The organism is Prevotella sp. ICM33 (assembly GCF_000517825.1).
Taxonomy (GTDB): domain Bacteria; phylum Bacteroidota; class Bacteroidia; order Bacteroidales; family Bacteroidaceae; genus Prevotella; species Prevotella melaninogenica.
In genome coordinates this window covers 1-12,258 of the sequence record NZ_JACD01000078.1, presented here as the reverse complement: position 1 = coordinate 12,258, position 12,258 = coordinate 1, and the positions used below count along the sequence as shown (strand labels likewise).

9 protein-coding genes and 2 pseudogenes are annotated in these 12,258 nt (G+C 41.5%); 9 read left to right on the top strand and 2 right to left on the bottom strand.

Annotated elements, in window-relative coordinates:
• Positions 1-629 precede the first annotated feature (629 nt).
• On the top strand, positions 630-1,925 hold the full coding sequence (locus HMPREF1505_RS10015) for a Fic family protein (protein ID WP_036925048.1): 1,296 nt from the start codon (positions 630-632) through the stop codon (positions 1,923-1,925).
• A gap of 343 nt (positions 1,926-2,268) precedes the next feature.
• Here the strand turns inward: HMPREF1505_RS10015 and HMPREF1505_RS10010 are convergent, their stop codons facing one another.
• Positions 2,269-5,085, bottom strand: a complete 2,817-nt coding sequence (locus HMPREF1505_RS10010) for a pitrilysin family protein (RefSeq protein WP_036925047.1) — start codon at positions 5,083-5,085, stop codon at positions 2,269-2,271.
• A 113-nt stretch (positions 5,086-5,198) separates the two neighbouring features.
• A complete protein-coding gene (xerA, locus tag HMPREF1505_RS10005) occupies positions 5,199-6,143 on the bottom strand; it encodes a site-specific tyrosine recombinase/integron integrase (RefSeq protein WP_036925046.1) in 945 nt (314 codons plus the stop codon).
• A gap of 75 nt (positions 6,144-6,218) precedes the next feature.
• Here xerA and aroQ point away from each other — a divergent pair, with 75 nt between their 5' ends.
• The 8 genes and pseudogenes from aroQ to HMPREF1505_RS13570 all read left to right on the top strand — a co-directional run.
• Entirely contained in the window at positions 6,219-6,638 is a 420-nt protein-coding gene (gene aroQ, locus HMPREF1505_RS10000; protein WP_036925044.1) for a type II 3-dehydroquinate dehydratase, read from the top strand.
• A gap of 32 nt (positions 6,639-6,670) precedes the next feature.
• Positions 6,671-7,336, top strand: a complete 666-nt coding sequence (locus tag HMPREF1505_RS09995; RefSeq protein WP_036925042.1) for an O-methyltransferase — start codon at positions 6,671-6,673, stop codon at positions 7,334-7,336.
• A gap of 413 nt (positions 7,337-7,749) precedes the next feature.
• Positions 7,750-8,085, top strand: a complete 336-nt coding sequence (gene rbfA / locus HMPREF1505_RS09985; protein ID WP_004361056.1) for a 30S ribosome-binding factor RbfA — start codon at positions 7,750-7,752, stop codon at positions 8,083-8,085.
• A 163-nt stretch (positions 8,086-8,248) separates the two neighbouring features.
• Complete coding sequence (locus tag HMPREF1505_RS09980) at positions 8,249-9,481, top strand: FtsX-like permease family protein (protein WP_036925037.1); 1,233 nt, start codon at positions 8,249-8,251, stop codon at positions 9,479-9,481.
• 43 nt (positions 9,482-9,524) lie between these two features.
• Positions 9,525-10,514 carry a virulence protein RhuM/Fic/DOC family protein gene (rhuM, locus tag HMPREF1505_RS09975; RefSeq protein ID WP_036925034.1) on the top strand — a complete coding sequence of 330 codons (990 nt, stop codon included), beginning with the start codon at positions 9,525-9,527 and terminating at the stop codon, positions 10,512-10,514.
• A gap of 97 nt (positions 10,515-10,611) precedes the next feature.
• Positions 10,612-10,833: pseudogene (locus HMPREF1505_RS09970) on the top strand (DUF3791 domain-containing protein); the annotation flags it as partial.
• A gap of 300 nt (positions 10,834-11,133) precedes the next feature.
• Positions 11,134-12,042, top strand: coding sequence for a hypothetical protein (locus HMPREF1505_RS09960; RefSeq protein WP_231480388.1), 909 nt, complete (start codon positions 11,134-11,136; stop codon positions 12,040-12,042).
• Between the two features lie 2 nt (positions 12,043-12,044).
• A pseudogene (locus tag HMPREF1505_RS13570) lies at positions 12,045-12,258 on the top strand (hypothetical protein); the annotation flags it as partial.

Sequence of the window (12,258 nt, the reverse complement as noted above, 5' to 3'; positions counted from 1 at the left end):
ATTTGAAAAATCATTACATAATTTCAAAGAAAACATCTATAACTAACGGCAAAAAAACACATAAGAAGCAGGTTTGCAATCAACAGAGTATCAATTAGTTACCAAATAACAAAATAAAAGGTGCTTAATTGGACTTCAAAAGGGCGTTAGTAAGACCCTTAAAGGGCATCTTTTGCAACCCAAAAGGGCGTCTTTTAGAAGCCAAAAGAGCATGTATTGGGTTTGAGTTGTACGAAAATAATTTACAAACATAATTTAACAAGGGAATAAGCAGGTTGTAGATGACAAATAGACATCGCACCTTATTGCATTTATCATATAGTTTATCCCCCTTTATAAAACCATCTAATTGGAGGTAAGCTTATCATGTATGTGGATTAATCTCATTCTATTAACAATCTACATATTTAACGGAAAAGCCAAATATTGGGTGGTAATGAACAGCAGATATTAGGTGTTAAATGATGGAGGATGACGATATAGCTATCCTACATTTACTCTCCAAGAACGTCGCAAAATATGCGTTATTTGAGAAATTATTTGGAGTTTCGGCATTATTTAAGTATTTTTGTCGCATAATTTGCGACGATATAAGACGCAAATTGTCGCATAAATGATATAAAAGGATGATGTATATACACGAAAGAGACAATTGGACTGACTTCCGTTGGGACACTTCAAAGGTGGAACTACTCCAAGAAGAGGTATTCCGTAAACAGGGTTTGCTTTACGGGAGATTGGCTTCACTGGGCTTTGACAGCAAGATACATGCTATGGCAGAGAACCTTACTTATGATATAGTGTATTCTTCAGAAGTTGAAGGCATCCGCCTCAATGTGGATCAGGTCCGTTCTTCCATAGCAAGAAAACTTGGGATTGAGAACGTAAAACAGACTGCACCATCTCACTATGTTGACTCTGTTGTCAACGTAATGCTCGAAGCTGTACAGCATTATGATATGATTCTCACAAAAGAAAGATTATATGCTTGGCAAGCTGCATTCTTCCCTTCTGGCTACAGTGAAGGTAGCCAGATAGAGATTGGACAGTATCGAACGAACGAGGAGCATATAGTCAGTGGAATATTTGGACGCGAGAAAATTCACTATATTGCTCCTTCTCCAGACCGTATTGAAGAAGAAATGCAAAAGTTCCTCAGATGGTTTAATAAAGAAGAACCTGTAAGTAGTGTCATACGTTCCGCCATTGCTCATTTCTGGTTTGTAAGCATTCATCCATTTGAGGATGGAAACGGACGATTAGCACGTATTCTTTCAGATATGCTCTTGGCACGTGGCGAGAAAAGTAGGTTCCGTTTCTACAATATTTCATCACAGATAAACAAGGATAAGAAGCACTACTATGACATTCTCGAACGTATGCAGCGTGGAGATGGCGACGTTACGGAGTGGTTAGTGTGGTATATGCAGAAATTGGTGGATGCACTTGACGAAGCTGGTGCCACCGTCACAACAATCTTAAACAAGAGCTTCTTCTGGCAGAAAGCATCAGCTGTGCCTATGACAGAACGACAAACACAAATGCTAAATCTATTTCTTGACGGCTATGAGGCAAAGATAACATCAAAGACATGGGCAACGTTAGCAAAATGTTCGAAGGACACTGCCATTCGTGACATCCAAGATCTGGTTGACAAGAATATCCTTGTAGAAAGTATACCTGGCGCAAAACGACCAAGCTATTCCATCGTTTATGACAAAGAAGATTTAACCCAATTCTTCACGGATGTGAACATAACAGAGGAAAATGGCGTACCATATCTTCATGCTTTATTTAAGACTAAGAAGCCTATACGCGAAAGAGTTACAAAGCTTGACGCTGACCGTTATCAGAAAGGTGATTTGTTATTGAATGATTTACTCAATAAATACTGTTCGTATATGATTGCCGACAATAAAGACTGATGACTCTCTATCTATGCTAATGAAGTATATGAATACAAAGGAATATGATAGTTCCGTGTGCATAAAAAGTAGACATCGTAAAATCGACAGGTTCTACAAGCATTTTATCGACCAAAGAAAGAGAGCCCATTTGCCAGAAATGACAAATGGACTCTCTTTCTTTTAAATGATAAAAAGCTATCTCCTACAAATTCTTTTCATGAAGAAAAATATTTAATTACATGAAGAGAAAGATTTATTTTCACGACAATAAATATTTATTTTCATGAAAATAATTCGCTGTTGGTAGTTTGTTAAATGAAAAAGGACCCATGAGAGTCCTTTTTCAAACATAGAATACGTATTATTTTGCTGGTGTCATTACCACCTCTGCATGGTTACCTGCTGCCAAGATCTGCTTCAAGTGAGCAGCAAGCTTAGCTGGGGTGATTGCCTCAACAGTCTTCTTATAGTTGGTATGGAAGTCTACACCTGACCAGATATAATCATCGAGAATACCCATCCAATAGCCGTTAGTCTTAGCAGAAAGTTCTGCATCCTTAAGCATGAAGTCCTTCACCTTCTGCACCTTATCGGCATCCATCTTCATTGTATTTTCCTTCATACCCTCAGCAAGAAGCTTCAATGCAACATCAGACTTCGCTGGGTCCATTGGACAATAAGCCTGAATAAGTGCTACTGGCTTGTTGCCAAGACGGCGTAACTTACCACCTGCGCTTACAGAGTAAGCTGCACTCGCATCCTCACGAATACTCTTCAAGTAAACCATAGAGAGCACCTGACCCGCAGCACTGGTAAGAATATCATTCTCAAGAGTGTAAGCCATTGGCGCATGCCACATCTCAAAGGCAATCGCCTTTGGTGTTTCAGACTTGCGAGTGAACTTATTTACCGCCTGACCTGCTACATAACTTGGAACTTCCTTCCAGTTTTCAGCCTTGCCCTTAGGCAGACATGCAATGTACTTCTCAATCAATGGGCGGAGTGTAGCCTCATCAAAGTTACCTACGAAGTAGTAAACAAACTGACCAGGATTAGCAAAACGCTCCTTCCAAATCTGCAAGATACGATCGTAACTTACATTCTTCAATGTATTCAATGTCATTGGGGCAAAGCGCGCTTCATGACCATAGATAGTGTTGCTGATCGAATCACCGAACACACTCTCAGGTGAGAGATCCTTGTTCTTGAGCGCTAACTCCATTTGTGCCATCATTGCTTTGTATGAAGCCTCATCCTTTGCAATATTGGTAAAGTTGAGGTAAAGCAACTGCATCATCGTCTCAATGTCCTTTGGAACACATGAACCAGCTAATGACTGATAGTAGCTTGACATGCTGCAGCCCACAGAAGCCTGCTTACCAGAGAGTGCCTTCTGTAATTCCTGACGTGAGAAATTACCCAAACCGCTGTAACCGAGGACAGCATCAAAGAGTTGTAAGTTGCTGAAGTCAGCCTTACCATAGAGACCCTTACCGCCCTTCGCAGAAGCTTGGAACTGAATTTCATTGTCCTTGAAGTCGGTCTTCTTCAGAATAACACGTGCGCCATTGCTCAGTGTCAACTCCTTATAACCAAGTACTTTATTCTCCTTCTCGCTGACAATCTTACCAGCCTTAGGGAGTTTCTTCTCATCGAGTAGAGGCTCCTGCTTTACGTTGTCAACGTATGGTTCAATCTTTTCAGCACGTACAGCATTGATTGTCTGTGCCATCTGAGCCTCTGTTGGGTAAGTAGCACCAGCCTTCTCCTGTGCAAAGATATAAGCTACGAAGTTACTATCCTTATCCGTGATGAGTTCCTGTGCATACTTATTGATAACGTCAACGTTCAATGCAGGCATCTCAACCAACTGCTTCATAATCTGATAATCATCCTCCTTGCTTGGGATTGGTTCGTTAGCAAGATAGTGATCACGAAGTTCATCACCATACTGAGCGTTCTTTACCTTGTTACGATTAACGTAAGCAGACTCCAACTGAGAGAGGTATTCAGCCTTCATACGGTCGTATTCGCCTGCTGTAAAGCCATAAAGACGAACGCGCTGTGCCTCACGATAGATAGCAGCAAGTGCTTGAAGGTCCTTGCCTTCCTTAGCATCAGCAGCCATACTGAAGGCTGCCTTTGGTTTTGAAAGCATGTAATCGCCATCCTCTGAATAAGCACCTGTGAAAGGACAGTCGGCTTTCTGTGCTAATTCAGCGAGTCGCTGATTGAGCATCATTGTGATGATATTCTTTGCGTAAGAGTCTACATAGTAGTACATATCGCCCTTCTGTGCGTCAGGGAAGGCGTCATGCTTCATACTGAAACCAACCTGACTGTAAGGCATCTCCTTATCCTTACCAAACACGTAGATAGCGTCCTTGGTGTCTGGCACAGCCTCTTCTACAACCTGTGCAGCATTTGCAGGAACAGTAGCGTTAGCCCAAAGCTTCTTAATCTCATTCTCAGTGTGGTCTACATCAATATCACCAACAACGATGATACACTGATTATCTGGACGATACCACTTCTTATAATAATCGCGGAGGTCCTGATAAGGGAACTTGTCAACAATGCTCATCAAACCGATTGGCATGCGATGACCATACTTTGAGTTAGGATAGAACTTAGGCAAAACGTCATCATAGATTCGCATCACCGGTGTACGGCGCAACTGCCACTCCTGATGAATAACGCCACGCTCCTTATCAATCTCCTTGTCAGCAAGTGTCAAGCCGTTTGACCAGTCTTTAAGAATCAACAGACAAGAGTCGAGTGCTGTCTGACGAGTTGTTGGCACGTCGCAGATACGATAGACAGTCTGGTCGATACTGGTGTAAGCATTCAAGTTACTACCGAACTCAACACCGAGTGAACGGGTGAATTCGAGGAGCGTAGAATCAGGGAAATGCTCTGAACCATTGAATGCCATGTGCTCAAGGAAGTGAGCCAAACCACGCTGGTTGTCGTTCTCTTGAATAGAACCAACACGCTGTGCAATGTAAAAATTGGCTACACGCTCTGGCCATTCATTGTGAAGGATGTAGTAAGTTAAGCCATTGCTAAGCTTACCTTGTCTTACATTCTTATTCACAGGGATAGGTCCCATCTGCTGTGCAGAGACCATACCAGTGACAAAAAGTAAGACGATTAAGAATAAATGTTTGATTTTCATCTTAAACGTTGTTTGTAATTTTAATATTAGTTTTATGGCGCAAAGATACATAAAAATCTGTTACGTAATCCGATTTTTTTATTTTTTATATCTTAACAAAGTATCAATAAAGATTATTCTGTCAACAAATCCATCTGCTGACGCTCGTTATACTGGATATTACGAGGGTGATGTTCAAGAATTTCCTGTCGTAGTGTAGAGGTGTCGATATGCGTATAAATCTCTGTTGTTCCGATACTTTCGTGTCCCAACATTGCCTGAATAGCACGCAAGTCGGCACCGCCTTCGAGCAAGGAGGTGGCAAAGGAGTGGCGAAGGGTATGTGGAGAAATTGTTTTCTTGATACCAGCTTCAACCGCATATCGCTTAATCATGATAAGAATCATCGTACGCGTAAGGTGCTGTCCACGACGATTAAGAAAGACATAATCCTCCTCTCCGGGTTTGATTTTCATCACATTACGATCGGCAAACCAATAGTTTAGTTCGTCTAAGGCACGTGGTGAGATTGGAACCAAGCGTTCCTTCGAACCTTTACCCATCACTCGGATATACTGTTCTTCGATATATAGGTTGGAAAGTTTTAGGTTGGTGAGCTCCGACACACGCAGTCCACAAGAGAACAAGACTTCGATAATGGCACGATTGCGGTGCCCTTCCCACTTTGACAGGTCTATTGCCTGCTCTAAGAGGTCTACTTCTGCCGTGGAAAGAACCTCTGGTAAGTGGTCAGGTTGCTTTGGCGACTCTAACAACTCAGTCGGGTCTACTTCCAAATAACCATCAATAACGAGGAAACGATAGAACTGGCGCACCCCACTGAGAATGCGTGCCAAAGAGCGAGGACCAATGCCAAGGTCGGAGATAAAGGCTGCAAAGTGTTCTAAATCTTCTAACTTCACATCCAACACATCAACCTGTTCCACAGCAAGATAGCGAAAGAGCTTATCTACATCACGCATATAAGCATCCAACGTATTCACCGAGTAGCCTTTTTCTAATTTCAGATAACGACGGTAACGGCTGACAATATCCTTTGAATTCTTGTCTGTTTCCATTTAATTTCTTATTTTTGCATACTGCAATTTATATGCAAAGATACATCAAAAAACGATATTTGAGAAGAAAGAGATATGAAAGTAATCATTATTAATGGTCCCAACTTGAACCTGTTAGGGATGCGTGAACCTGAAATATACGGTAGTATGTCTATGGAAACCTTCCTTTCACAACTGCGTGAAAGCTATCCTAACTGTACCATTGACTATTACCAAAGTAATATCGAGGGCGAACTCATCAACAAGCTACAGGAGACAGGCTTCTCATATGATGGCATTATCCTCAATGCTGGGGCTTATACGCATACAAGTATTGCGCTTTTAGATTGCATCCGCTCTCTACAAACGCCAGTGATTGAGGTGCATATCAGTAATGTTAACGACCGTGAGGACTTCCGTCGACACTCAATGATTGCCCCTGCCTGCATGGGTACGATCCAAGGCTTTGGTCTTAACAGCTACAGATTGGCTATAGAGGCTTTGTCACTCCTATAACCTTTCAACACTCATCATCACTATCATCACCCATGCCAACAACCAATACCTATACTTCCCTCACCGATGAGGCGGGCTGCGATGCCTATCTTGCCTCGCATATCGACCCAGAAGGCGATTATCTTTACCGTCTTTATCGTGCCACAAATATCCATACAATTCATGGACGTATGGCAAGCGGACACCTACAAGGTCGTCTCTTAAAGATGCTTGTACAGATGATACGTCCTAAGAATATTCTTGAAGTGGGTACTTTCAGTGGCTATTCGGCTATCTGTATGGCTGAAGGATTAGAGGAAGGGGGCAAGCTCTATACCTTTGAAATCAATGACGAGATGGAAGATTTCACCCGTCCATGGATTGAAGGATCGCCTGTTGCCGACAAGATTGACTTCCGTATCGGTGACGCTGCAGAAGAGGCTCCACAGTTGGGGATTCTATTTGATATGGCTTTCGTCGATGGTGACAAGCGCAATTATACAGAAGTATATGAGAAGTTGTTGCCCATCATCCGACCTGGTGGCTATATCCTCGCTGACAACACACTGTGGGACTGGCACGTCATTGATCCTGCCTATGACCACGACCAACAAACGATTGGCATCCGCCGTTTCAATGACTTTATTGCTAAAGACGACCGAATCGAAAAGGTTATTCTCCCACTACGCGATGGGTTAACGCTGATTAGGAAAAAATAAAAGCTACACATAGCTGGCCCCTCCCCCTGCCCCTCCCCCATAGGGAGGGGAGTAATTACCGCAAAGGGATAACTTTAACGATTGTATAACCCATTCGTTGCATTTGCTCTCATAACCGACAGCAATTTGTTTAGCCCTCAACACCACTGGTGCTTACCATCCGCACCACACGTGCGGGGCGTTCGCACAACATGTGCGGAGCCTCAATACCAAACATACAAAGCCCAACTTCCATCCCCAAACATCCGCATTTCATCACCAGCCAACATCTAACAACTATCACCAACCATAACATTTCATCACCAACCAACACCCAACAACTATCACCCATTATCCAACACCCAGCATAAAAGTTTGTGGGTTTTTCAAACTTTCAGTACCTTTGCAGGATAAAACAATAAATAGATAAGACAATGCAAGAGACAAGACAAAACCGCATATCACGTCTCCTTCAGAAGGAGTTAGCAAGTATTTTCCAGACACAGACACGTATGATGCATGGTGTTTTGGTTAGTGTAACACGTGTAAAGGTGAGTCCAGACCTCAGTATCTGTACCGCCTACCTCAGTATTTTCCCATCTGAAAAGGGAGACGAAATACTGAAAAACATCAATGCTAATGAGAAGACTATCCGCTATGACTTAGGTCAGCGTGTGCATAATCAGCTGCGTATCATCCCAGAGCTACGCTTCTTCATTGACGACTCCCTCGATTACTTGGAGCGCATTGATGAGTTACTAAAGAAGTAGGAGGTGGGGGTTGAATGTTGGGTGTTGAATGTTGGGTGTTAATGATTTCTACAAAGTGTATTAACGTCCTACACGCCATCAACACCCAACACCCTATCCCTCATCACCCAACATTCATCACCCAACACCCTTTCTCCCCAACACCCAACACCCAACACCCATCATGAACTTCCCTTTTTACATTGCCCGCCGTTACCTCTTCTCAAAGAAGAGTACACATGCTATTAACGTTATCAGCCTCATCTCCGTACTTGGAGTGTCTGTGGCAACAATGGCATTGGTCGTTGTATTGAGCGGATTTAATGGATTCTCAGACCTTGTAGCATCCTTCTTCACCAACTTCGATCCACAAATTAAGATTGAAGCAGCAAAGGGTAAGGCTATGTCGGCTAACGACCCTTTACTTTTAAAGGTTAAAAAACTGCCTTCAGTAGAGGTGGCTACAGAATGCGTAGAGGACCAAGCATTGGCAGTCTATCATGACAAACAAGCTATGGTCAATGTGAAGGGTGTGGAGGATAACTTCGACTCGCTGACACATATCAGTAATATCCTATATGGTGAGGGTGACTTTAGACTTCATACAGCCAATCTGCAATATGGGGTTCTCGGTATTAGATTGGCACAAGACCTCGGTACTGGGGTTGCATGGCCAGACTACTTACACATCTATGCGCCCCAGCGTGAAGGACAGTATGATGCTTCTGATCCAACAAATGCCTTTGTAAAAGACTCATTGATATCTCCGGGAGTACTCTTCCAAGTAAAGCAGATGAAGTATGACAAGGGATATATTATCACCTCCCTTGAGTTCGCACGCCGTATCTTCAACCGACAGGGAGAAATGACTTCTCTTGAGTTACGCATGAAACCGGGTATCGACATTGACAAGGCAAAGGACGAAATACAAACCCTTCTCGGTGAGAAATATAAGGTATTAGATCGCTATGAGCAGCAAGCTGACACGTTTAATATCATGCGTATAGAGAAGCTCTTTGCCTATATCTTCCTCACGTTTATCCTTATGGTGGCGTGCTTTAACATCATTGGTTCGCTCTCTATGCTCATCATTGACAAGAAGAATGACGTCATCACTCTGCGTAATCTCGGTGCAACAGATAGTCAGATACGTCGTATCTTCCTCTTTGAAGGTAGAATGATTTCCGCTGCTGGTGCTGTTATCGGTATTGCACTTGGCTTATTACTTTGCTGGTTACAGCAGACATACGGTCTTGTACAGCTCGGTGATCAAGCAGGAAACTTTGTTGTCAATGCCTATCCTATTAGCGTTCATCCCGAAGATATCATCACAATCTTCCTCACAGTTATCCTTGTTGGCTGGCTTTCTGTGTGGTATCCCGTACGTTATATGAGTCGTAAACTGACGAGGGATTAAACCATCCCTCGCCTATCGACTAACAACTATAAACCTAAACAACATGACTGAAAACCTAAACGACAAAATTATCATCTATCAAAGTGAAGATGGTAAGACCCAACTTGATGTGAAGTTGGAACACGAAACAGTATGGCTAACACAGAAACAAATAGCTGAACTATTTGGTACAAAAAGACCAGCCATAACAAAGCACCTAAAGAATATTTATGCTTCAGAGGAATTAACCGAAGAAAGCACATGTTCCATTTTGGAACACATGGGTAATGATGGTAGACAAAGCTACAATACGAAATATTATAACTTAGATGCTATCCTTTCTGTAGGCTACCGTGTGAATAGTAAGAATGCTACTCGTTTCCGCCAATGGGCAAACTCTGTTCTTAAGCAATATCTTGTCAAAGGCTATGCTATCAATGAGAACATTCGCAAACATCAGATTGCAGAACTGCGCCAACTCATACAAGTATTAGGCAGAGCCATCCAGCAACAACCTGCAAAGACAACGGACGAAAGCAATGTGCTCTTTGATGTTGTGGTAGACTACACCTACGCACTCGACACACTTGATAACTATGATTACCAGCGATTACATATCGCCAAGACTACCAAAGAAGAACCTTTCCATGCCACATACGAGAATGCTATGCACGAGATAGATATGCTTCGACAGAAGTTTGGTGGTTCTGTACTCTTTGGTAATGAAAAGGATGAGTCCTTCAAAAGTTCTATCGGACAAATCTATCAAACCTTTGATGGCACAGAACTTTATCCGAGTGTGGAGGAGAAAGCAGCTATGCTTCTCTATCTTGTCACCAAGAACCACTCGTTCAGCGATGGCAACAAGCGCATTGCAGCCACCCTCTTCCTATGGTTTATGAACAACAATGCTATCCTCTATCGTCCCGATGGCACCAAAAGAATTGCTGACAACACCCTCGTTGCCCTCACCCTAATGATTGCTGAGAGCAAAACAGAGGAAAAGGATATAATGGTAAAGGTAGTGGTGAACCTTATCAACCAAGCCAATTAACCCACATTCCAATAACAACTTATGAGACTTTTTGCATACGGAGAGGAATGTATCAAAAAATAATTCTTAACTTTGTCGTAAATATAAGAAGCAAAGTATGTCAAGAGAGGAAACAAATCAAATACGCTACATCATTGCTTTAATAGCAGAGTTTGCCAAGAAATTTAATCTTGGTCAGCGACAGGCATACAATTACCTTAAGCGTTTTAAGGGAATAGACTACTTGATGTCCTTTTACGATGTCCTACACACACAATCCTTCGAAGATGCTATTCATGACATAACTATCATCTGTGAGAGGAATGGTGGTACACTAAAATATCAAATCCAAACTAATAAAACCATAGAACTGACCAACGAACAGATTGATATGATGAAAGAGGATATATGTGCAGAACTTATAGCCTTATTGATGAAAGACAGACATTATACTATGTCCGAAGCTATTGATATGCTCTATAACTCTGACACTTACAACCGTATTCAGGACCAGTCTACAGGATTATATTATCAAAGTCCTGGCTATTCATACGCTTTTCTACAACAGGAATTTTTGACGGGTGATTATCGAAGGTGATAAATTTAGTACTCAAAAGAATTAGTTTGTTATATAAAAAGAATGGGCATAAGTAACAAAAAAAAGGATGAAAAAATGGATATAATTAAAATTACATCACCACAAGCAGTAGGAAGTGTGAAGTTGAAAGTAACAGGCAGACCTAAACTAATTTTGGTCAATGGGCATTGGAATAGATTGTTGAACCTTGTTAACATGTCACCAGGAAAGAATCAGCGTGAATATTGGGATTATTTCCTTAGCTACATGGGTGCATTTGATGCCTTTATTGAAACAGCTCAAGCATATTTTGGAGATAAAAACTACCAAGGTAAGCCTTTCTATGCTGATGGAAGCTCTCTTTTGGGTGGTGATCAGAGCGGAAATGACAGGAAAATAAAAGGATATCAATATGCAATGCAAAATATTGCAGAAATAACAAAAGGAGTGGGAAACGAAAAGATTTATTTTATTTCTCATAGTGAGGGGGCTGCATATGCTGCAGGCATGGCAAAGGCACTTATAGAGAAAGGTTACAAAGTTGGTGAGTCTGTCATGTTATCTGCAGATGAAGGTGACGAGTTTACTGTTGAAGGAAACTATCCCTGCTATCAGATAACTGCAGGATATATTGAAGAAGAAGAATATCTACTTTCCTATATAAGCCCAATTCACCCATCTACAATCAAAAAACCTAAACGAAAGTTTCACATAGATCCCATTGTAGGCGATCACAGAATACAGGGGGTAAACAGATATGGATTGTATATTAGCTTTAACACAAAGTTTGAAACAGTACATGGATCTACTATCAATGTTCAAATATTTAATATCCTTAAGAGGCTTAAACGATTAAAAGTAATCCCTCGAAAACTAAAAGGGAAAACAGAATACATAATCGCTGGTGGAAATATTATCTGGCATAAGATAGACAATACTGTTGTAGTTAATAAAAACATAGACATATATTAAAAATGGAAAAGGAAAGAAAAACAAAAAAAAGGAAGAGAATTATCCTTCAGATTGTAATGTGGACCTGTATTCTCATCTCTGTGGGCACTTGCACACGTTATATTCTGTGGGTTTTGCCGCGTAGACCTAAACCTAATAACCAGCCAAAGTATTCATCAAAAGAAGAATCTTATTTCAAGGAGTTGGAGAAAAGGAATAATTGGAAGAATCCAGATA